At 63.8% G+C, this 22,051-nt stretch carries 19 protein-coding genes; 11 read left to right on the top strand and 8 right to left on the bottom strand.

The genetic code is table 11. From position 1 onward, the window contains the following. Positions 1 to 137: 137 nt before the first annotated feature. The 7 genes from GXN74_RS08775 (at position 138) to GXN74_RS08745 (ending at position 8,865) form a co-directional block, all read left to right on the top strand. Complete coding sequence (locus GXN74_RS08775) at positions 138 to 1,346, top strand: patatin-like phospholipase family protein (RefSeq protein ID WP_162370557.1); 1,209 nt, start codon at positions 138 to 140, stop codon at positions 1,344 to 1,346. 73 nt (positions 1,347 to 1,419) lie between these two features. Next, on the top strand, positions 1,420 to 2,088 hold the full coding sequence (locus GXN74_RS08770) for a sigma-70 family RNA polymerase sigma factor (RefSeq protein WP_162370556.1): 669 nt from the start codon (positions 1,420 to 1,422) through the stop codon (positions 2,086 to 2,088). Then, positions 2,057 to 3,430 (top strand): anti-sigma-I factor RsgI family protein, encoded by a 1,374-nt coding sequence (locus tag GXN74_RS08765; RefSeq protein ID WP_162370555.1) that lies wholly within the window; start codon positions 2,057 to 2,059, stop codon positions 3,428 to 3,430. Before GXN74_RS08770 ends, GXN74_RS08765 begins: the two co-directional genes overlap by 32 nt. A 56-nt stretch (positions 3,431 to 3,486) precedes the next feature. Then, positions 3,487 to 5,217, top strand: a complete 1,731-nt coding sequence (locus GXN74_RS08760; protein WP_162370554.1) for a copper amine oxidase N-terminal domain-containing protein — start codon at positions 3,487 to 3,489, stop codon at positions 5,215 to 5,217. A 127-nt stretch (positions 5,218 to 5,344) separates the two neighbouring features. Continuing rightward, positions 5,345 to 6,679, top strand: a complete 1,335-nt coding sequence (locus GXN74_RS08755) for an APC family permease (protein WP_162370553.1) — start codon at positions 5,345 to 5,347, stop codon at positions 6,677 to 6,679. A gap of 211 nt (positions 6,680 to 6,890) precedes the next feature. Then, a complete protein-coding gene (locus tag GXN74_RS08750; RefSeq protein ID WP_212505743.1) occupies positions 6,891 to 7,340 on the top strand; it encodes a DUF3795 domain-containing protein in 450 nt (149 codons plus the stop codon). 13 nt (positions 7,341 to 7,353) lie between these two features. After that, complete coding sequence (locus tag GXN74_RS08745; RefSeq protein ID WP_212505742.1) at positions 7,354 to 8,865, top strand: PAS domain-containing protein; 1,512 nt, start codon at positions 7,354 to 7,356, stop codon at positions 8,863 to 8,865. Positions 8,866 to 9,030: 165 nt separating this feature from the next. Here the strand turns inward: GXN74_RS08745 and GXN74_RS08740 are convergent, their stop codons facing one another. The 6 genes from GXN74_RS08740 to GXN74_RS08715 are packed head-to-tail and all read right to left on the bottom strand — an operon-like array spanning position 9,031 to position 13,547. After that, on the bottom strand, positions 9,031 to 9,726 hold the full coding sequence (locus GXN74_RS08740; protein WP_162370552.1) for a response regulator: 696 nt from the start codon (positions 9,724 to 9,726) through the stop codon (positions 9,031 to 9,033). Positions 9,727 to 9,746: 20 nt separating this feature from the next. After that, positions 9,747 to 10,910, bottom strand: a complete 1,164-nt coding sequence (locus GXN74_RS08735; protein WP_162370551.1) for a sensor histidine kinase — start codon at positions 10,908 to 10,910, stop codon at positions 9,747 to 9,749. Continuing rightward, a complete protein-coding gene (locus GXN74_RS08730) occupies positions 10,892 to 12,358 on the bottom strand; it encodes a TrkH family potassium uptake protein (RefSeq protein ID WP_162370550.1) in 1,467 nt (488 codons plus the stop codon). The genes GXN74_RS08735 and GXN74_RS08730 overlap by 19 nt, the downstream gene beginning before the upstream one ends. Further along, the gene (locus GXN74_RS08725; protein WP_162370549.1) at positions 12,342 to 12,767 is read right to left on the bottom strand and encodes a potassium channel family protein; all 426 of its coding nucleotides are present in this window, start codon (positions 12,765 to 12,767) and stop codon (positions 12,342 to 12,344) included. The genes GXN74_RS08730 and GXN74_RS08725 overlap by 17 nt, the downstream gene beginning before the upstream one ends. Next, positions 12,764 to 13,246, bottom strand: a complete 483-nt coding sequence (locus GXN74_RS08720) for a potassium channel family protein (RefSeq protein ID WP_162370548.1) — start codon at positions 13,244 to 13,246, stop codon at positions 12,764 to 12,766. Before GXN74_RS08720 ends, GXN74_RS08725 begins: the two co-directional genes overlap by 4 nt. After that, the gene (locus tag GXN74_RS08715; RefSeq protein ID WP_162370547.1) at positions 13,221 to 13,547 is read right to left on the bottom strand and encodes a hypothetical protein; all 327 of its coding nucleotides are present in this window, start codon (positions 13,545 to 13,547) and stop codon (positions 13,221 to 13,223) included. The genes GXN74_RS08720 and GXN74_RS08715 overlap by 26 nt, the downstream gene beginning before the upstream one ends. A 228-nt stretch (positions 13,548 to 13,775) precedes the next feature. Here GXN74_RS08715 and GXN74_RS08710 point away from each other — a divergent pair, with 228 nt between their 5' ends. The 4 genes from GXN74_RS08710 (at position 13,776) to GXN74_RS08695 (ending at position 18,461) form a co-directional block, all read left to right on the top strand. Further along, a complete protein-coding gene (locus GXN74_RS08710) occupies positions 13,776 to 14,015 on the top strand; it encodes a (2Fe-2S) ferredoxin domain-containing protein (RefSeq protein ID WP_162370546.1) in 240 nt (79 codons plus the stop codon). An 11-nt stretch (positions 14,016 to 14,026) separates the two neighbouring features. Further along, positions 14,027 to 15,784 carry a [Fe-Fe] hydrogenase large subunit C-terminal domain-containing protein gene (locus GXN74_RS08705; protein WP_162370545.1) on the top strand — a complete coding sequence of 586 codons (1,758 nt, stop codon included), beginning with the start codon at positions 14,027 to 14,029 and terminating at the stop codon, positions 15,782 to 15,784. Continuing rightward, the gene (locus GXN74_RS08700; RefSeq protein WP_162370544.1) at positions 15,768 to 16,940 is read left to right on the top strand and encodes a SpoIIE family protein phosphatase; all 1,173 of its coding nucleotides are present in this window, start codon (positions 15,768 to 15,770) and stop codon (positions 16,938 to 16,940) included. The genes GXN74_RS08705 and GXN74_RS08700 overlap by 17 nt, the downstream gene beginning before the upstream one ends. A gap of 66 nt (positions 16,941 to 17,006) precedes the next feature. Then, positions 17,007 to 18,461 (top strand): 4Fe-4S dicluster domain-containing protein, encoded by a 1,455-nt coding sequence (locus GXN74_RS08695; RefSeq protein ID WP_162370543.1) that lies wholly within the window; start codon positions 17,007 to 17,009, stop codon positions 18,459 to 18,461. A 203-nt stretch (positions 18,462 to 18,664) separates the two neighbouring features. Here GXN74_RS08695 and GXN74_RS08690 read toward each other — a convergent pair whose 3' ends face one another. Further along, complete coding sequence (locus GXN74_RS08690) at positions 18,665 to 19,921, bottom strand: GerMN domain-containing protein (RefSeq protein WP_162370542.1); 1,257 nt, start codon at positions 19,919 to 19,921, stop codon at positions 18,665 to 18,667. 124 nt (positions 19,922 to 20,045) lie between these two features. Beyond that, complete coding sequence (locus GXN74_RS08685) at positions 20,046 to 21,956, bottom strand: PrpR N-terminal domain-containing protein (protein ID WP_162370541.1); 1,911 nt, start codon at positions 21,954 to 21,956, stop codon at positions 20,046 to 20,048. Between the last annotated feature and the right edge of the window lie 95 nt (positions 21,957 to 22,051).

The following is a 22,051-nucleotide window of genomic DNA, read 5'->3' as shown; positions in this document are numbered from 1 at the left end:
TACCTATGAGATGGTTGAAATTCAATACGTGGTGTCTGTTGATTCATTCGAATATTAAAGTTGCATTTTCAAGGAACATTCGGGATGATTTCTTAATCTGTCCCGTAACAATATCTTACAAGGAGGTGGGAAAGTTGGTGGACAAAACCAAACAATACGGCGTGGCCCTGGAGGGCGGGGGCGCCCGGGGCGCCTACCAGGTGGGGGCCTGGAAAGCCCTGATGGAGGAGGGGATCCAGGTCCGTACCGTGGTGGGGACCTCCGTAGGGGCCCTGAACGGGGCCCTTTTCGTCCAGGGGGACATGGAACGGACCCTGCGGATCTGGAGGAACATCGACTACCAGACCGTTTTCCAGGTGGAGGACTCCCTCATCGACGAGATCCGCAACTTCAACCTGAAGGAGTTCAACCTGATGGACCTGGACCTCCAGAAGATCCTGAAGCCCATCAAGAAGTGGGTGAAGGACGGGGGTCTGGACATCACCCCCCTGAAGCGGCTCATAGACCAGGAGATGGACGAAGGGAAGGTGCGCGAAAGTCCCATGGAATTCGGGCTGGTCACCGTCTCCCTCACGGACATGAAGCCCCTGGAGATATTCCTGGAGGACATCGGGCAAGGGGAGTTGGGGAGCATGCTCCTGGCCAGCAGCTACCTGCCGGCCTTCAAGTCCGAGAAGATCGGCGGGAAGACCTACCTGGACGGGGCCTTCCACAACAACCTGCCCCTGACCATGCTGGTGCGCAAGGGCATCCGGGACATCATCGTCATCCGCCTGGGCTCCTTCGGCCTCCAGAAAAAGGTGGACACCAAGGACCTGAACATCATCGAAATCGAGCCCCGGGAGGACCTGGGGATGATCCTGGAGTTCGACCCGGAGCGGATCGGCTACAACATGGACCTGGGCTACCACGACGCCCTGCGGGTGCTCCGGGACCTGGAAGGCAGCACCTACTACATCCAGAACGGAAAGTCAGAGGCCTGGTTCCTGAACCGCTTCCTGCGGACGGGGAACCAGACCCTGCGGCTGGCCCGGGAGGAAGGGAAGCTCTTCTACAGGAGCCGGGGGCGCCTCCTTTTCGAGGGGGTCCTGCCCTACTGGGCCAAGCGCCTGAAGCTGGAGAAGGAGTGGGACTACCGGGACCTGGGGATCGCCGTCCTGGAGGCCCTGGCCCTCTCCGCGGGAATCCCCCGCTTCCAGGTGCTGGAGGTGGAGGAGCTGGTGCGCGCCATCAGGAAGGCGGGCCGGGAAGGGACGAGGAAGGCCGGCGCCTTGGAAAACGGGGTCCAGGAGCTGCTTCCCCAATTCTGGAGCTGGTTCGAACGCGCTTTTTACGGAAACAAATGAAAAAAATCCGGAAATCACCCCCCAAATCCCGCCGCCGGACCGTATGATAGGGTGAAGGGGATGGAGGAACACCATGGACATCCAGGACAGGAACAGATTCATAGAGGATAACATGCCGTTCATCATCGCCGTGGCCGCCCGGACCAGCGGCCGCCATGTGGAGCGGGAAAACAGCGACCTGGTGACCTCCGCCATGCTGGCCTTCAATGACGCGATCGAGAGCTACCGGGAGGAGCTGGGCGGATTCTACAGCTATGCCGGCCGGATCATCCACAACCGGGTGGTGGACGTCCTCCGCCAGGAGAACCGGTGGCAGGCCCAGGCGGACCCGCTGGAATACCACGAGGGCAGCCTGGCCGACCGGGACCGGACCCAGGAGCGGGTGGACGCCCTGGAGCTCGCCCGCTACGGGGAGATCCTGAAGGCCCACGGCCTGACCTTCCACAAGCTGGCGGCAGGCGGTCCCCGGCACAAGGACACACGGCGGATGCTGGTCGCCCTGGGGCGCAGGCTCTGCCTGGACCGGGAGGTGGTGGAGGCGTATCTGGAGAAGGGCAGGCTGCCCTACGGCAGGATCGCCAGGGACTACGGCGTTTCGATAAAAGTGCTTTCCGTGCACCGGCATTACATCGCCAGCATCCTGCTGGCCTACCACCATGGGGTGGCGCCAGTGATGGACTGGATCGCGGAAATGGAAGGGGGTGCGCACGATGAAAAAGGGACTGGTGCTGGCCGTGGATGAGCGGCATGCCACGATACTGACGGAAGAGATGGAATACAAGAAAATCAAGACCCAACCGGGCCACGCCCCCGGAAAAAGGGTGGTCTGGTCGGAGGAGGACCTGGCCGGCCGTCCGGGACTGTTCCGGCGGTCCCCAGGCCACCGGAAGGCGGGGGCCCTGGGATTGCTGGGTGTCCTGGTCCTGGGGCTTGCGCTCCTAGGCGTGCTTGCCCTGCCGGGACTGGAGGGACCTGCGGGGACCTTCAGGACCACCCCCGCCTTCGCGGTGGTGACGGTGGACATCAACCCCAGCCTGGAACTGCTTCTGGACAGGGAATGCCGGGTGCTGGAGGCCAGGGCCCTGAACGGGGACGGGGAAGCGCTGCTGGCTTCCATGCCGCCCGCCTTGACCCCCGGCCGCCACAAGGCCGGCTCCCTGACAGGAGTGTTGAAGGGGTTGGAGCTGGAGGAAGCCATGGACCTGCTGCTGGATGCGGCTGAGGAACAGGGCTACCTGCTGGAGGAGGGGGCGGTGCTGGTCACCTCCACGATCCTGGAGATTGCTCCGGACATGGTCACGGACGCCGTTTTACCGGAGGCTGTTTTACCGGAAGCTACCGGCAAGGCCGTCGCGGAAGCGGATCCGGACGGGTTGCTGGAGGAGCGGGTCACCGACTATGTGGCCTCCCGCCAGGACGCCGCACGGATCTACTACAGCAGGGGCAACAAGGTGGAAAGGGAAGAGGCCAAGGCCCTGGAGATCTCCCTGGGCAGGTACAAGATGGCCCGGGCCCTGGAGGACAGCCTGACCCTGGAGGAGACCCTGGAGATGTCCATCTCCGAGTTGGCCCGCAGCTATGCGGCCGTCCGGGGGAAGAAGGAAGGACAAGACCGGGACACCACCGGCGACTCCCAGGGAACCGGAGCCCCGGACGCTTCGTCTGAAAGGGTGGGGGAAGAAAACCCGGAAGACCCGACAGAAAGCGCTTCCGAAGGGGAGGGCAGGGATGCCGCTCCCGGACAGCTGAACCGGGAGGAGACCCCGGCGGACAAGGACGACGCCAGAAGGGAAGAAACTCCGGCTGGCAAGGACAGTGCAGGACAGGAAGCCGAAGGCAAGCTGGCACCGGAGGTCCGGAACGGCAACAAGCCAACGCTTCCCCCGGGACAGGCGGCCAAGGACCGGCAGCCCATCCGGTCGGGACTGGAGATCCAGGCCGAGAAGGCGGCCAGGGAGGCGGCGAAGGAAGCCGCCGAGAGGGAAGCCCGGGAGCAGAAGGAAGTGGAACGGCAAGCCCATGAGAAGGAAGACGGCAACAAAGGAAACGGCCAAAGCGGCGGCAAAGGCAACAAGGGCCGGTAGGCCGTGGAAATGAAATACCATGAAAGCGAATCATCAACGGCAAAGGAGGATTCCCTATGAAACGATTCAAACTGCTTTCCCTGGTGCTGGCGTTCACGCTGATCCTGGGCGCGTTCCCTGTATCGGCGGCCACAGCGCCCACCAAGGCGGAGCTGGAAAAGGCGCTCGACGAGGCCGAGGAAGACTACGAGGACGCCCGGGAAGAGTATCTGGACGCCAAGGAAGACCATGAGAAGGCCAAGGCCGCCTATGAGGCTGCCCTGAAGAAGTACGAGGACTTCAAGAAGGCCGGCGAAGAGGACATCGCAGAGGAGCTGGAGGACAAGGAGGACGACCTGACAGTTGCCCAACTGAAGGCGCTGAAGGTGAAGCTGGAGAAGGAACTGGAAGAGGACCTGGAAGACCTGTGGGCCGACCTGAAGCTGACCAGCCTGAAAAAAACCATGGACGACGCCAAGAAGGTCCACGACGCAAAGCTGAAGACCTACCGGGAAGAAAGGGAGGACTACCAGGACGCCCTGAGGGCCTTCCGCGCATTGACGAACCTCACCCAGGCGAACCTGGAGAAGGCCCTGGCCCATGCCAAGACCATCCGGGACGACGCCCGGGCAGACCAGCTGGAAGCAAAGGAAGCCTATGAGGACGCCAAAGCCGCCTACGACGCCGCCCTGAAGAAGTACGAGGACGCCAAGAAGGCCGGTGAAGAGGACTTGGACGAACTGAAGGTAGAGCTGAAGCTGGACAGCCTGAAGAAGGCCAGGGACGACGCGAAGACCTTCTACGACGCGGAACTGGAATTCTACGAGGAAGCCAACAAGGACTACCAGGCGGCCCTGAAGGCGCTGGGCGCAGTGACGGAGCCCACCCAGACCACCTTGGAGAAGGCGCTGGAAGAGGCCAAGAAGGCTTATGAGGACGCCCTTGCAGACTACAAGGAAGCCCTGGCAGACTATGAGGACGCCAAGGACGCTTACGAGGAGGCCCTGGAGGAGTACGAGGACTTCAAGGAGCAGGCCGAAGAGGACATCGAGGACGAGCTGGAGGAGAAGGAAGACGACCTGACCTCCGCCCAACTGAAGGCGCTGAAGGAGAAGCTGGAGAAGGAACTGGCAGAGGACCTGGAAGACCTGTGGGCCGACCTGAAGCTGGACAGCCTGAAGAAAGCCTATGAGGACGCCAAGAAGGTCCTTGACGCGGAGAAGGAAGACCTGGAGGAAGCCAGGGAAGACTACCTGGAGGCCCTGCAGGCCCTGCGGGGGGACGTCTGGAACCGCTACGACAAGGAAGAGCAGAAGGCCCTGCGCATGCGGTGGCACAAGTTCTACCAGCACGGCGTGAAGGTCCTGCCCTTCGAATCCGTGTTGGCCCCCGGCCGCACAATCAAATTCGACACGCCTCCGGTGATCAAGGACGGCCGGGTGCTGATCCCCGTACGGGCCCTGTCGGCGGCCTACGGTGCGCTTGTGGAGTATGACCCCGCAAAACACACCGTCACCATCACCCTGGACGGCACCACCATCACCATGAAAATCGGCGACGACAAGGTGACCATCAAGCGGGACCTGCCGGGCACCAGCAACGACGAGACCATCACCCTGGACGTGTCCAGCCAGCTGATCGGCAACAGGACCTACGTACCCATCCGCTTCTTCGGGGAAACCATGGGGCTGAAGGTCTCCTGGGAAGAGAGGACCCAGACCGTGCTCCTGCAGGACCGGGATGACGACGATGACGACAGAGGAAAGCCTTCCACCCATCCGGGAAAAGGCAAGGGACTGACGAAATAGCAATCCATTGAAAAAAGGTGCCAGGCACTGTGAACATCCGTTCACAGTGCCTGGCACCTTTTTTCTTCCCTTCCATTGTGCTATAATGTTCTTTTCCGACATGTCATATGGGAGGATAGGAGATTATATGCAGACTTTGGAAAAGAAGTACGGGTTGTTCACGTCCATCGCCATGGTGGTGGGGGTGGTCATCGGTTCGGGGGTGTTCTTCAAGGCGGATGACGTGCTGACCCTGACCCAGGGGAACCTGATCAACGCCTTGCTGGCCTGGGTCCTGGGGGCGGCCTCCATGATCTTCGGATCGCTGGTTTTCGCGGAGTTTGCCCACCGGATCGAGCGGGCCAACGGGATCGTGGATTATGCGGAGGAGGCCTACGGGGAGCGGTTAGGCTACCTGGTGGGATGGTTCAAGGGGGTGCTCTACTACACCCCTTTGTCGGCGATCCTGACCTGGGTGTCGGCCATGTACACCATGATCCTCTTCGGGGCGGAGAACCCGGAGAACGCCCCCATGACCTGGGTGCTGGCCTCGGTGTACCTGGTGGCCATGTACCTGCTCAACTATTTTTCCCCCATTTTTGCGGGGCGGCTCCAGGTCACCACTACCGTGGTGAAGCTGGTCCCCCTGTTCCTGATTGCCCTGGTGGGCATCGTTTCGGGCCTGTCCAACGGCATCATGGTGGAGAACTTCACGGAGGCGGCCAAGTCCATCGGCAGCACCAAGGGGACCCTGGCTTCGGCGGTGGTGGCCACCGCATTCGCCTTCGAGGGCTGGATCGTGGCGATCACCATCAACAACGAGATCAAGGATTCCAAGAAGAACCTGCCCAGGGCGCTGACCATCGGGGCGTTCATCGTTTTCGGGGTGTACATCACCTACTTCCTGGGAATCGCAGGGGTGCTGGCCACCGACCGGATTGTGGCGGAGGGGAACAATGCGGTGAGCATCACGGCCAACGCCCTGTTCGGGAGCACCGCAGCCACCCTCCTGACCGCCTTCGTGGTGGTGTCCTGCCTGGGGACCTTGAACGGTCTGGTCATCTCCAACATCCGGATGCCCTTCGCCCTGGCCGTCCGGGGACACGGGCTGTTCCCCGACAAGGTGGGCAGCGTGAACAAGAAGACGGGGATGCCGCCCTACGCAACCCTGACGGCCTTCGCCCTTTCGGTGGTGTACACGGTGATCTGGTACGGGAGCCTGAACGACTGGTTCGGCCGCTACATCGGGCTGGACGAGATCCCCATCGTGCTGATCTACGGATTGTACATCTTCCTGTACGTCTGGTACATGGGCAACTTCAAGGACCTGGGCTTCATCCGGCGGTTCGTGCTGCCGAGTCTGGCCATCGCCGGGTCCCTGGTCATCCTCTACGGGGGGGCCACCAACCCCAGCATCGGCATGTACCTGTTGATTTCGGTGGTGGTGCTGCTGGCGGGGCAGGCGCTGTACAAAAAAAGGTGAGGGTACGAACGAATGCCCCCTCACTTGCGGACGGGGGTCCTAAATCGTTCGGGGGCATTGTTGTGCCCGGAGGGCATGGAAAGGAGCGGGGGACCGCTCCTTTTTGATTTGGGGAAATGATGCGGAAGAACCGTCCCCATGCATCAGCGGCCCAACCAGGTTCTTGACAAAGTCCGGGAACAGGTGCACCATGGATGTATGGGAGGTGACGATGGAGATGGAAGAGAAGCTGATCGCGCCCTGCGGGATGAATTGCGGCGTCTGCGTCAACCATCTGGCGATGGTGAACGACATCCGGAAGCAGGGGTTCAGGAGGAAGTACTGCCCCGGCTGCCTGCCCCGGGGGGAGAACTGCACCTTCATGAAGGACAGCTGCGACCTGCTGGGGAAGGGGCTCGTGCGGTTCTGCACCGAGTGCCCGGACTACCCCTGCAGGCGGCTGAAAGCCCTGGACAAGCGGTACAGGACCAAGTACCACATGAGCATGCTGGAGAACCTGGAATGCATCCGGGAGCACGGCATGGAGGCTTTCCTGGAGAAGGAAGAGGAGAAGTGGCGCTGCCCCGGATGCGGGGGGACGATCTCCTGCCACAACGGGTTGTGCCTGCACTGCGACCTGGACAAGCTGCGCCGGAAACAAACCTACCGTTGGGACGACTAAAGGAGGGATTTCAATGAAACCTTTGCCGGAACTGGAGCTGGCGCAGATCCCCATGGGGAAGCACCTGCATCTGGACCAGGAGAAGGTCAAGCGGATCATGACCATCAAGCTGCTCTACCTGCGGGGGGAGATGCCCATGGAGGAGGCCCAGGCCAGGATGCGGGAGGCGGTGGACAAGGTCACCGCCCAGGAGTTCGCCATCTGCGAGCAGCATCTCCAGCAGTTCGGTATCACCGATGACGAGCTGGCGGACCGGATGGAGGAGATCCTGGAGATTTTCGGGGACCTGCTGGAAAGCGCGCCCCCGGATGTGCCGCCGGGCCATCCCATCCACACCTATCTGGAGGAGGTGGCCGCCCTGCGCCAGGTGCTGGGGGAGATGGAGGGGCTGCTGGCCGGGAAGTTCCTCCCCGACGCATGGAAGGAGGCCTACGACAGGCTGGAGCGGATCGGGACCCACTTCGCCCGGAAGCAGAACCAGCTGTTCCCAGCGCTGGAGGGCAAGGGCTTCGACAAGCCTTCCAAGGTCATGTGGACGCTGGAGAACCGGATCCGGAACCTGCTGAAGGAGTCCCGGGGCCACCTGGAGGCCGGACGGGAGCGGGAGTTCCTGGACCTCCAGGAGGAGGTCATCACCCTGGTGGAGGACATGATGGGCAAGGAGGAGGAGATCCTCTATCCCACCGCCCTGGAGCTGGTCACCGACGAGGAATTCGTGCGCATGCGCCAGGGGGACGACGAGATCGGCTACTGCCTGGTGGAAACCCCGCCGCCCTATGTGGGGGCCGCCTGGGGAGAGGTGGAGGAGAAGACGGCCCATCCCGAGGGCGTCCTTCCGGTGAACCAGGGCCGGCTGACCCTGGAGCAGGTGAACCTGATCTTCAGGCACCTGCAGGTGGACCTCTCCTACGTGGACGAGGAGGAGATCGTCCGGTTCTACAGCGACACGAAGCACCGGGTTTTTCCCAGGAGCCCCGGGGTCATCGGCCGGGAAGTGCGGAACTGCCATCCCCGGGAGAGCGTGGCCACGGTGGAGGAGATCATCCGGGCCTTCCGGGAAGGGGAGCAGGACGAGGCGGAGTTCTGGCTGGAGATGGGCGGCAAGTTCATCTACATCACCTACGTGGCCGTCCGGGACGGGGAAGGGAAGTTCCGGGGGGTGCTGGAGACGATGCAGGACGCCACCCGCATCCGCAGCCTGACGGGAAGCCAGCGGCTCCTTAGCTGGGGAAGCAAGGGGGAGCAATCGGAGGAAGCGGATAAGGCGACGGAACAGGGCCGGGAGGGGAACCCCTACGGCCTGACCCCGGACACGGTCCTGGGGGACCTGCTGAAGGAGTACCCCCATCTGAAGGAGTTCCTCTTCAACCTCTCCCCCAAGTACAGCAAGCTGAAGAACCCCCTGCTCTTCAAGACCATGGCAAGCGTGGCCACCTTGGAGATGGTCAGCGCCCGGGGCGGATTCACCCCGGAAGAGCTCATCGGGAAGCTGGTGGAGGAGATCGGGAGGAAGAAGGGGTCCTAAGGGATAAAAAGGTGCCAGGCACTGTGAACGGCGTTCACAGTACCTGGCACCTTTTTGTTTGCGAACTGTCCCCCATTTCCGTTCCAAGGAGAAGGGAAACAAAAGCCCCCCGAACGATTCAGGACCCCTGTCCGCAAGTGAGGGGGTGTTCTTGTTTCCCTAAATTCATTCGCTCACCAGCCGGTACCCGACCCCGATTTCCGTTAGCAGGTATTCGGGCTGGGCGGGGTCCTTTTCCAGCTTCCGCCGGAGGCCGGCCATGCAGACCCGCAGGGACTGGTTGTCCCCCTCGAAGGCCCCGCCCCAGACGTTGTCCATGAGGAACTTGTGGGTGAGGACCCGGCCGGCGTAGCGGGCCAAAAGCTCCAGGAGCCGGAATTCCAGGGGGGTGAGGTGGACTTCCTCCCCGTCCAGGAGGACCTGGCGGCGGGTGGTGTCGATGGAGAGCCCCCGGACGGCGTAGGTGTCCGGGAGGGCTTCCCCTTCGGGGGTGGCCCGGTTGCGCAGGGCCACCCGGATTCGGGCCAGGAGCTCGGGGACGGAGAAGGGCTTGGTCAGGTAGTCGTCGGCACCGGCGTCCAGGGCGGCCACCTTGTCCCGCTCATGGCCCCGGGCGGAGACGATGATGACCTTGGCCGGGGAGAGGGACTTGAGCCGGCCGATGAGCTCCTGGCCGTCCATGTCGGGGAGGCCCAGGTCCAGGAGGACGACCTGGGGGCCTTTGGAGAGGGCCAGGGAGAGGCCTTCCGTACCTGTGGAGGTCTCCAGGCAGCCGTAGCCCTGGGTCTCCAGGGAGAGGCGGATGAAGCGCCGGATCTGCCGGTCGTCTTCCACCACCAGGATGGTGGGCTTGTCATCCATGGGTCACACCTCCTTTGCGGTCAGCTGGGGAACGGGGGAGGCTGCGGGACGGGGGAAGCCGGGGGGATGGTGAAGGCTACCCAGGCCCCCCCTGACCGCCGGTTGCCGGCGTCGATGGTCCCCCCGTGGGCCAGGACGATGGACCTGCAGATGGAGAGCCCCAGGCCGATGCCCCGGTGCTCGGGGCTGCCGGTCCTGGGGTTGGAGTAGAACCGGTCGAAGACCCGGGAGAGGTCCTCCGGGGGGAAGCCCGGTCCGTCGTCCTCCACCCGGAAGAGGATGTCCTGCCCCTGCTTCCGGGCCAGGAGAAGGATCCGGCTGCGGGGACCGGAATGGCGGAGGGCGTTCTCCAGGAGGTTGCCCAGGACCTGCTCCAGCAGCTGGGGGTCGGCCCAGACGGTGAGCATCTCCTCGGGAAGCAGGATCCGGAAGGTGTGGGGCCCCAGGAAGCGGTTCACCCGGGCGATGGAGGCGGCGATGACCTCCTCCGCCAGCTCCTCCTTCCGGTTCAGCAGGAGCTCCCCCTCCTCCAGCCGGGTCATGGACAGGATGTTGTCCATGGTCTGGGAGAGCCAGCCCGTATCCTGGAAAACATCCTGGAGCAGCTCCTTTTTTACGGAGTCGGGGAGGTTTTGGTAGTTCTCCAGGATGGTGGAGACGGAGCCCAGGATGCCGGCCAGGGGGGTCCGCAGGTCGTGGGAGATGGAGCGCAGGAGGTTGCCCCGGAGGCGCTCGCTTTCGGCCAGGAGGGTGGCCTCCCGCTGCCGGGCGTAGAGCTCCTGGATGGTCCGCTCCCGCTGTTCGGCCTGCCGGGCCTCCTTGCGGATCCGGCTGGTGGAGGTGCTGGTGAGGAGGGCGGTGGCCAGCATCACCAGGAAGGTGGCGAAGTATTCGGTGCGGTAGACCGCCAGGGAAAGGTAGGGCTCCGTAAAAAGGAAGTTGAAGAGGCCCACCCCCAGGAAGGCGGCCAGGATGCCGCAGAGGTAGCCTTCGGTGATCCGGGCCACGGCCAGGACCCCCAGCAGGAAGAGGAGGATGATCTCCGCCTCGAAGAGCCGGAACTGCCTAAAAAGGAGGCCGGCCCCCGCCGCAAGGGCCATGGCCAGGAGGGTTTTTCCCAGGTCCCGGAGGAAGCGGGGGCCAAGGAGGGTTTCGTTCAAGCCGTTCATTCTCGTTTGTTCCATGCGCGCACATCCTTGGTCAGCCGCAGGGCGGCGATGAAGAAGACGAAGATTTCCAGACGGCCGAAGAGCATGCCCAGAGTCTCCGCCCAGAGGACGGGCGCCGGGGCCCCGGGAGCGGTGACGCCCAGGGAGAGGCCCACGGTGCCCAGGGCCGATGCGTATTCGAAGAGGGCCTCCTGGAGGGGGTAGCCGTAGGCCAGGAGGACCCCGGTGCCTCCCGCCAGCAGGAGCAGGTAGCAGAGGGCATAGGCGCCGGCGTGCTCCACCAGGGGGGCGTCCGCGGGGACGGGGCCTTCCGGCCGCCGGACCTTGTGTTGGACCACCCCGTGGGGAGGGCTGAAGCGCCCCTTCAGGGTCCAAAGCAGGCTCATCAGGAGCAGGTGGACCCGAAAGAGCTTGATGCCCCCCGCCGTGGAGCCGGCCCCTCCGCCTACAACCATCAATAGGATTATAACAAATATCGGGAAAGGATGCCAGCGGGTCAGGTCCACGGTGGAGAATCCCGTGGTGGTCAGGGCGGAGACGGTCTGGAAGAGGGCTGCCCGGACCCAGGGGCCGGTGCCCGCGTAGGCGTCCTTCAGGGCGGCGAAGCCCATGGCCGGGACGGAAAGGGCCAGGAGGAAGAGGAAGAGCCGGGTCTCCCCCAGCTGGAGGAAGGTCCGGACCCGCCCCGTCAGCAGCAGCAGGTGGGCGGGGAAGGCGGTGGCACCCAGGACCATCAGGAGGATGCAGGCCAGCTCCAGGGGAAGGCTGTTGAAATGCCCCAGGCTGGCGGCCCGGGTGGTGAAGCCACCGGTGGAGAGGGAGGTCATGGAGTGGTTCAGGGCGTCGAAGGTGTCCATGCCCAGCACCCGGAAAAGCAGGGTGCCGGCGGCCATGTAGCCCAGGTAGATGGTCAGGATCAGCCGGGAGGAGGCCAGGAGGTTGGGGAGGAGCCGGTCCGGGTGCCCCTCGGCGCTGTAGAGGTTCAGGCCGAAGGTCTCCGAGAGGGCGGAGACCAGGATCAGGACCAGGCCCACCCCTCCGTAGAACTGGAGCATGCTCCGGAAGAGGAGGTAGATCCTGGGGGTCTCCTCCACGTCCAGGACGGTGAGGCCGGTGGTTGACCAGCCGCTGACGGACTCGAAGACGGAGCCGGTGAAGTCCAAAAGCCCTCCCAGGTAGAATGGCAGGGCAGAGAGGAGGACCGCCAGGGTCCAGACCAGGGAGACGATGACCGCGTCCTGGCCCACGGAGAGGCGGCGGGCCTGGCCCGGAGGGATCCGGGAGAGGGCAAAGCCCAGCCCCAAGGCCCCCAGGGAGGGCCCCAGGAAGGGCAGCAGCCACCTGCCGGATGCCGGGTCGAAGGGGACCAGGAGCAGGGGGGTGGCCATCAAGATGCCCGTGGCCATGGTGATGTGGCCCACATGCCGCAGGACGGCACGGTAGCTGTCAAAGGTGTTCTTCATCTTCCCCACTCCTCAAGGCCATGCGGCCGATTATTTTTGCCAGGATGTAGGTTGCGCTGACCACGTTGTCCACCCCCAGCTTCCGGAAGACCTCCACGTTGTGGGGGTTGGAGACGGTGGCGAACACGTGGGGGACCCCGTAGACCTTACGGGCCAGCTGGCAGATGACCAGGTTGTCCGGGTCCCGGGGGGTGAGGGCGGCCACCAGGTCGCAGGTCCCGGCCCCGGCCTCGTCCAGGATGGCCGGGACGCTGGCGTCCCCGTGGATGACGGTGATGTCGAAGCTCCGGGCCAGGGCCTTGCACTGGTCCAGGTCCCGGGCCACCACCACCAGTTCGTGGCCCTTTTCCAGGAAGCTCTTCACCAGGTACTCGATCTTGCGACCGCCCCCTGCAATCAGGATCTTCATGCGGGTTCCTCCCCTTTCTCCGGGATGTCGAAAAGCTTCTCGAACTCCAGGGTGGCCAGCTCCACGGGGTTCAGGATGCGGATCCCCAGGTCCTTGTAGGCCCGGGTCTTGTCCCCGTCGTAGAGCCGGGAGGCCACGTCCTTGACCCCGTAGATGGTTTTGGCGATCTCCGCCAGGAAGATGTTGGTGTTGTCGTTGTCGGTGGCGGCCACCAGCATGTCCGCCGTGGCGATGCCCGCCTGCTCCAGGAGGGCCACGTCGGTGGCGTCCCCGGCCAGCAGCCGTCCCTCGAATTCCGGGGGGAGGGCCACGAAGGCCTCGGGGGAGAGGTCGATGAGGGTGATGCTCCGGTCCCCGCCGGAGAGGACCTGGGCCAGCTTCCTGCCGAAGCCGCCGCAGCCGGCGATCAAGACGAACCGGTCCCGCTCGCTTTCGGGGGTGTCCGGGGCCTGCCTAGGGATGGTCCAGGCCGTAGTCAATCTTCTCCCGGTCGTAGTGGATGGGGTAGCCCTCCACCCGGTCCAGGTTGAAGCCGGCGGCCCGGAAGGTGGGGTCCAGTGCGTAGGCGGCCCGGTAGTGCTTCTCCGCCAGGAGGATGTCGTTGTCCAGTTCGGCCAGGATGCCGATCAGGTTCTGGACCTGGGGGGAGTGGATGTCCTCCACCATGGCCTGCTGGAGGTGGTAGAGGGCCTGGTCCAAGTCCCGCTCCCGGAGGGCCTGGGCTGTCCTGTCCAGATGCTGCTGGAGTGGGGTGGCGGGGGGGATGTGCTTCTTCATCATGGGGATCACTCCTTTCCTACAACCATCGTACACCCGGAAAAAGGGCACAGGCGTTAAAATCCTGTGAGGATCCTGGACCGCGGGGACGGTTCTTTATGGGGAACATCCCCCGCCCCCCTTGTATGCAATGTGCATTAGTGTTAAAATATTAACGATAGTGTGGAGCAGACGAACAAGAGAACCAAAGCCGGCCGCCAGATGCCGGAGACGAAGCGGGAGGTAAGGAGTATGGTTGTACAAATCTGCATCGGCAGTTCCTGCCATTTGAAGGGGTCCTACAAGGTCATCGAGGCAATGCAGCGGCATGTGAAGGAGAACGGTCTGGAGGAGGCGGTCCAGATCAAGGCCGCCTTCTGCCTGGGGGAATGCACCCGGGGCGTCTCCGTCCGGGTGGACGAAGGCCCGGTGGAAAGCGTCCAGCCCGAAAACGTCCGGGCCTTCTGCGCCGCCCGTTTTTCCAAGGCATAGGGGGCGGGCGCATGAACACGAGACTGCGTTTGATGGATTTTTCCGCGGCGGATTGCCGCAACTGCTACAAATGCGTGCGCCACTGCGCCGTGAAGGCCATCAAGGTGGTGGACGACCAGGCCACCATCGACGTGGAGCGCTGCGTGGCCTGCGGGCAGTGCCTGATCGTCTGTCCCCAGAACGCCAGGAACATCGTTTCCGACCTGGAGGAGGTCCGGGGATGGCTGGAGCGGGGGGAACGGGTGGCGGCCTCGGTGGCGCCCTCCCACCTGGCCAGCTACCCGGATCCGGACCGCTTCGTCGGCCAGCTCCTGGCGGCCGGTTTCGAGACGGTCCAGGAGACCGCCGCGGGGGCGGAGCGGGTCCTCGGGGAGTACCAGAGGCTGTTGGACGGCCGGGAGGGGGGCGTGCTGGTCACCTCCTGCTGCCCCACGGTGAACCTGTACGTGGAGAAGTACCATCCCCAGCACATCGGCACCCTTTTCCCGGTGGTCTCCCCCATGGTGGCCCATGCCCTCCAGATCAAGGAGGAGCTGGGCCGGGAGGTGCGGGTGGTGTTCATCGGCCCCTGCGTCTCCAAAAAAAGCGAGGCCCAGTACTACAAGGAGAACGGGGTCCTGGACGGGGTCCTGACCTTCGAGGAGATCCACGGCTGGCTGGGGGGGCTGGAGCCGGTTGCCGACGGTGCCCGGCGTAGGACCGCCGGGGCGGCGGGCAGGCGCTTTCCCGGGGAGATGGGGATCCTCTCCGGACTGGCGCCCCCCCAAGGGACGACCTGGATGCCCATCCGGGTTTCCGGCCTGGACCAGTGCAAGGAGCTCTTCGAGACCCTGGACCTGGAGCGGGGGGAGGACCCCGACGGGTGGGGCAAGGTGCTCCGGGTGGTGGAGGCCAACGCCTGCGTCGACGGCTGCGTGGGAGGCCCTGCGGGGAACCCGGACTGCCCCCGGACCGCCGCCAACAAGATGCGCCTGGCCCTGGCGGTGGAAGGAACCCAACGGATGGAAGCGGCCGATGAGACGGCCGGGAAGAAAACGGCCCTGGCCGGAGGGATCCCGGCCATCCCCCCGGGGGCGCTGGAAAGGAACTTCCTGCCGAAACCCTTTTTCCGGAGGCGGTTTTCCGAAGAGGACCTGGCCGGAGCCCTGGAGCAGATGGGCAAGTTCTCCCCCCGGGACGAGCTGAACTGCGGGGCCTGCGGCTACGACACCTGCCGGGACAAGGCCCGGTCCGTGGCCGAGGGGATGTCCCATCCGGAGATGTGCGTCCCCAACATGCGCAGCAAGGCGGAGCGGGTCAGCAACATGCTCTTCGAGTTCACCCCCAACATGGTCTTCATCCTGGACAACAGCGGCAGGATCCTGGACCTGAACCCCATCGCCGCCCGGACCTTCCACACGGACGTGCTCCTGGCCAAGGGCCGGCACATCGGGGAGTGGCTGGAGGAGGAGGACATCCTGCGGCGGCGGAAGGTCTTCTACCGCAAGTTCGGGGTGGCGGTGCAGCAGACCAGCGTCCACCTCCACCAGCAGGGGATCCACATCCTGATCATGGCCGACACCACCCAGGAGGAGGAGCGGTCCGTAAAAATGGGGATCCTCCAGGAGAACACCCTGGAGACCGCCCAGAAGGTCATCGACAAGCAGATGCGGGTGGCCCAGGAGATCGCCAGCCTCCTGGGGGAGACCACCGCCGAGACCAAGGTGGCCCTGACCAAGCTCCAGAAGCTGGTCCGGGGAGGGGAGGGCGGCCATGGAAACCTTCGTTGACATCGCAACCCGGAGCATCAACAAGAAGGGGGAGGAGCTCTGCGGGGACCATGTGGAGGTCATCGACCGGGGGGACCGGATCATCGCCGTGCTCAGCGACGGCCTGGGCAGCGGGGTGAAGGCCAACATCCTGGCCACACTCACCTCCAAGATCGCCGTGACCATGCTCCGGGAGGGGGCCGACATCGAGGAGACGGTGGACACCATCATGAACACCCTCCCCGAATGCCAGGTCCGGAAGCTGGCCTACTCCACCTTCACCATACTCCAGGTGGACCGGGACCTGCAGACCTACATCGTGGAATACGACAACCCGCCGGTCCTGGTCTACCGGGACGGCTTCATCCTCCCCCTGGAGAAGACGGAGAAGCTGGTCCACGGGAAGACCATCCATGAGAGCCGCTTCAAGCTCAAGCGGGGGGACATGGTCAGCGTGGTCAGCGACGGGGCGGTCCACGCGGGGGTGGGGGCCCTGCTGAACCTGGGCTGGACCTGGGAGGAGATCAACCTCTACCTTCTGGAGCTGAACCGGGTGAAAAAGACCGCCGACAGCATCGCCACCGATTTCCTCGGCGTCTGCAACAACTTGTACGGCGACCAGCCGGGGGACGACACCACCATACTCACCCTGAAAGTCCGGGACAAGGAGACGGTGAACCTGTTCACCGGCCCCCCCAGGGACCCGGACCGGGATCCGGAGTTGGTCCGGGAGCTGCTTGCGGCCAAGGGGCGGAAGGTCATCTGCGGAGGCACCTCCGCCAACATCGTGTCCCGGGCCCTGGGGAGGACCCTGGACGTCCAGCTGGATTCCATGACCCCGGAGGTGCCCCCCTTCGCCCGGCTGGAGGGCTTCGACCTGGTCACCGAGGGGGTCCTGACCCTCCAGAAGACCCTGGAGCTCATCCGGCTCTGCCGGGAGGCGCGCTTTCGGGACGGGGAGGACATCCTGGCCCGGGAGTGGAACGGCTCCACCCTGCTGGCCCACATGCTGCTGGAGGAGTGCACCCACCTGAGGATGTGGGTGGGGAGGGCGGTGAACCCCGCCCACCAGAGCCCGGACCTGCCCATCGACCTGCACATCAAGCTGCGGATCATCAGGGAGATCGTCCGGGAACTCCAGGCCCTGGGGAAAAAGGTGGAGGTCTCCTACCTGTAGGGCTTCCATCCGCAGTCCCCGGATCCGCAACCCCATTGAAATGGAAATGGAAAAAGAGGTGTTCAAATGAGGGTATTCGAGAACAACGTGCAGCTGCTGAAACACAAGGTCCTGAAGGAGGTGGCCCGGTCCGCCTTCCAGGGCACCCTGGAGAGGGACCTGCCCTCGATCCCGGAGCGGATCATCCAGGGACCTGAGGCCGAGACCCGCTGCTGCATCTACAAGGAGCGGGCCATCGTCAACGAGCGGGTGAAGCTGGCCCTGGGAGGGGACGGGGACCGGAAGAACAACATCCAGGTCATCGACATCGCCTGCGACGACTGTCCCGTGGACCGGTACAAGGTCACCGACGCCTGCCGGGGCTGCCTGGCCCACAAGTGCCTGGCCGCCTGCCCCTTCGGGGCCATCCGGATCATCGACAAGAAGGCGGTCATCGACCCGGGGCTGTGCCGGGAGTGCGGGAAGTGCGCTGAAGCCTGCCCCTACGGGGCCATCGGGGAGAACCAGCGGCCCTGCATGCGGGCCTGCAAGGCCGGGGCCATCCGCATCGACGGGGAGACCAAGAAGGCCTCCATCCTGGAGGAGAAGTGCGTCCAGTGCGGGGCCTGCGTCTACCAGTGCCCCTTCGGGGCCATCATGGACAAGTCCCAGATCCTGGAGGTGGCCCTGGAGCTTGGGAAGCGGCGGGCGGCCCCCGGGGGGTATCCCCGGATGTACGCCGTCATCGCCCCCGCCATCTCCAGCCAGTTCACCTACGCCAAGATCGGGCAGGTGGTGGAGGGGATCGGCCGGCTGGGATTCCACAGCGTGGTGGAGGCGGCCCTGGGGGCGGACATCGTGGCCTGGGAGGAGACCCGGGGGGTGCTTTCGGAGCTTGCGCACAAGGACTTCGTCACCACCTCCTGCTGCCCCGCCTTCGTGGACCATATCCGCAAGGAATTCCCGGAGCTGGCCGACCGGATCTCCACGGTGGCCTCCCCCATGGTGGCCACGGCGCGGCTGGTCAAGTCCACGGACCCCCAGGCCCGGGTGGTCTTCATCGGACCCTGCACCGCCAAGAAGGCCGAGGCGGCCCAGGAATCCCTGGGGGACGCGGTGGACCATGTGATCACCTTCGAGGAGCTCCAGGCCCTGCTGGACGCCCTGGACATCCGGGTGGAGGAATGCGGCGAGGGCCTCCTGGACAACGCCTCCTACTACGGCCGGATCTTCGCCCGGAGCGGGGGCGTCACCGAGGCCGTCCTCCACGTGGCCGCCACCCTGGAGCCCGGCCGGGAGCTGGCCGCCTACGCCTGCGACGGCCTGGAGGAATGCGGGAAGATGCTCACCCTGGGGAAAATGGGCCGGCTCCCCTACGATTTCCTGGAGGGCATGGCCTGCAAGGGGGGCTGCATCTGCGGCCCCGCCTCCCTCTCCCACGGGAAAAAGGACAAGAACGAGGTGGACAAGTACGCCCGGCTGTCCATGGAGGAGGACGTGGCTGCGGCGGTGCGGGTCTTCGGCTGTCTCCAGGGGAAGTAGGGCATGAGAAGGTGCCAGGCACCGTGAACGTCCGTTCACGGTGCCTGGCACCTTCTTGTTTCCATGAGAGGAAAGGCTCCCCCTTTGCGCTTTGGTTTGCCGGCCACAGGCATCCCCCTGAACGATTTAGGACGCTCGTCCGCAAGTGAAGGGGGATGCCTGTGGCCCGCTTTGGAGGTGTTCAAGGGGGAACGTCCCCGTCTTCATTCCCCGATGATGTCCTGGCTGCGTTCCAGGGGCTCGTCCAGCAGGATGTTGCCCAGGGTTGCGTCGCTGCGGCCTTCCACCAGGAACTGGACGCTTTGGATGTGGGGGAATTCGGTCAGGGTGTTGACGATGGAATAGAGGGTCATGAGCTCCCCGGCGCTGCCGCCCCCGTGGTTGTCGATGAATTCCTGGGAGAGGTCCAGCGTGCAGAGGCCGTCCACGACGGTGAGTCCCAGCAGCTGGGTGCCCTCAGGAATGGGCTTGTAGGTCTCGGGGGACACGGAACCCTCGGTGAGGGCCCAGAAGGCCATCCGCTCCGTGTTGAAGTTCAATCCGTCGCTGGTGACCTTCCTGGTCTCCGGATGGACCTTCATGCCTTGGCTGTCGGGGAAGTAGAGGACGAGCTCCACTTCCTTCTGGTCCTGGGGATTGTAGAGGTAGTAGCCCACGGGGAAGGACATGTCCGCAAGTTCCAGAAGCTTCTCGAAGGAGTAGAGCCCCAAGCCCTCGACGAGCTTCCGCTCCTCGTAGTAGGCGCTGCCCCTGTCGTCGTAGCGGACCGTGAACTGCCTGCGGCCGTCCCCCAGGACCTCCACCCGCTTGATGTAGGATTGGAGCACCGTGGAATTGCCTTCCTTGTCCACCACGGGGTCGTTCCAGTAGGTGCCGGCCACCAGCGGGGTCTGGATCAGGGTCAGCCGGTCGAACTTGGAATCCAGCATGGACGACTCGGATTTCTCCTGGACCAGGGCGTTCCCTTGGATGACGTAGCGCATCTCCAGGGACAGGTCCCGTCCGGATTCCCCGCCGCTGGGGTCATGGACCGTGCCGGTGATGCCGTAGGTCCTTGCGTCCACGGTGTCCAGGATGCTGGCAAGCATCATGGTGTGCCCGTACTCGGCGAATCCGTTGTAGTTCCAGCTGGTCCCCAGCCGGGTGGGCAGCAGGGCCCCCAGGTCCTCCACGTCGAAGGAGGGCTTGGTGATGGACGCCGTCTGGTCATAGATGTTGTAGCCCACCACCTGGCCCAGCATCTCGCTAACCACCCGGATGGGCACATAGGTGGTGCCGTTGTACAGGAAGTTGTCCACTGCCACCTTCTGCCCGTCCACGAACAGCTGGATCAGGTTCCGGTGGACCAGGATGGACTCGCTCCCGTCCCTGGAAGAGACGGAAGAAGCCCCCACGGCCAGGAGCAGCAGGGTTGCAAGGGCCAAGGCGGCCGCCTTCTGGATTGGTTTCCTCGTACGCATGCGATCTACCTCCTTTTCAAGCAAAACGAAGGGTTGCCTATAGGGATATTATACCACAAAAACGGGCCGCGGGGACGGTTCTTCCCTACCATTTCTGGCCCGGAAGAACCGTCCCCGCGGTCCGTCACATCCCGTATTTCTTCATCTTCCGCCACAGGGTGGTGGTGCTCATCCCCAGCTCTTGGGCGGTCAGCTTCCTGTTCCCGCCGTTCTTCTTCAGCGTCCTGTGGATCAGCTCCTGGAGGGGGTCGGAGGCCGCCGCCCCTGCGCCGCCGCCTTCCGGGCTCCCCGCAGGGCTTCCGTAGAGGGTGAAGCTGGATTCGTAGAGCTCCTCCAGCAGGGAAAGGACATAGTCGTCTGTGAGCGTCCGGCGCTGGGCGGTCAGGACCATCCGCTCGCAGAAGGACTGCAGCTGGATGCTGTTCCCCTCCCAGGGATATTCCAGAAGGACCTTCCTGGCTCCCGCCGACAGGACGTGGTATCTGGAATACTGCTTCATGTACTGCCTGAAATACGTGTCCAGGAGATGCTCCACGTCCTCCGGCCGGTCCTTCAGATTGGGGATGCGCAGGCGCAGGGAGTTCAGGGTGAAGTACAGGTCGGAGCGGAACAGGAAGTTCTTGCGCAGTTCCCCAAGGTTCTTCGAAGTGCAGGCGATGATCCGGGTGTCGAACATTTTGGCGCTGGAAGGCGTGTTGTCCGGTGAAATCCTTTTGGAGCGGATCGCCTTGATCAGGTTGTACTGGAGGGGCAGGCTGAGCTTGTCGATGCTCTGGATGACCAAGGTCCCGTCGTCCGCACTCAGGAGGGCTCCCGGGTCCTTGGTCTGGGGATTCCCGAACAGCGACTTGAACTGCTGGTCCTCGGTCATGCCGGCCATGTTGACCGCGAGGAAAGGCCCGTTTTTTCGCATGCCGTAGTTGTGGATGCCCTGGGTGATGGTTTCCAGTTCGGGACCGGACAACGCTTCGACCAGCATGGGGCTGGAGGAAAAGGCGTACAGCTGCGCCAGTTCGATGACCTTCTGCAGTCCCTTCATGTTCTTGCTGATCACGTCGAAGGTCGCTTGGGCCACATGGCCGTTGGTGAAGTGCTTGTCCCTAACCGACCGGTCGGTTGCCTTGCGGCGGTGCAGCCGGTTGAAGGTCATGATCGCGCCCGAAATGTTGCCGTCGACGACGATGGGCTCGACGATCAGCACCAGCTCCTGCCCCTTGTAGGTCAAAAGCAGGGAGTAGTTGTCGATCGTGCCTTCCAGGACCGCGGCTACCTTGTCCGCGCGGATCTCCGTGAAAAACCGGTCGACGGGCATGCCCACAAGCGCATCGGATTTCTGGCCGAGGATGTCCTCCATGATCCGGTTCATGATCAATATCTTGCCGTTGGGGCTCAATTTGAGGATGCCGTTGGAGGAGCTGTCCAAGACCGTCGAAAACTGCGCATGGTTGTGCTTTTCCATTTCCATCCTCCGGTACAGTGCCTCCCCCGCTTTGAGGGCGATGTCCAGGGACTCCCCTGTACCGGAAAGGCGGATTCCGGGAATGTCGATCTGATTGGCGCAATCGATGACGGACTTGCTTCCGATGATCACATCCAGCTGGTCGCCTGCCGCATCCAGGATCATGTTGCGCCACTCCCCGTCGATGTCCAGGGTGTACCGTTGCAGCGTGACGCCGAACAGCTGGTCGAAATGGGACGTGTCGCAGAACATGTTTCCCCAGCCGAAAAGGCCGATGGTGATGCGTGGCCTGTCGATGAGGCCCTTGGCTTTTTGGACCAGCAGCCCCAGCTCCTGCGCGGTCATGACGATGTCGATGACTTGGGCGTTGGTGTTCTTCCTGATGATTTCCGCATGCCGTCCTCGGGCGATGAAGATGTTCGTCCCCTGGTCGATGGCGGTCTGGGCTTCCCCCAGGACGTCCTCCGTGGGCACGAGTTTCAACAATTCGATCCGGCTCTCCTCTGAAGCTTTGATGTGGTTTTCCACGTGAAGATGCATTTCCCGGTCAGGGACAAACACTGCGATTCCAGACATTCTTACCTCCCGATTGGATGCTTTGCAGCATTTTAACCAATTATAGCATCGGATCCCGGATCCATCAATGGAAACATTTCAAAAACGGACGCGAA

This window comes from Anaerotalea alkaliphila (assembly GCF_010179735.1).
In the GTDB taxonomy this organism is placed as follows: domain Bacteria; phylum Bacillota; class Clostridia; order Lachnospirales; family Vallitaleaceae; genus Anaerotalea; species Anaerotalea alkaliphila.
This window is presented reverse-complemented; position numbering and strand designations above follow the sequence as displayed.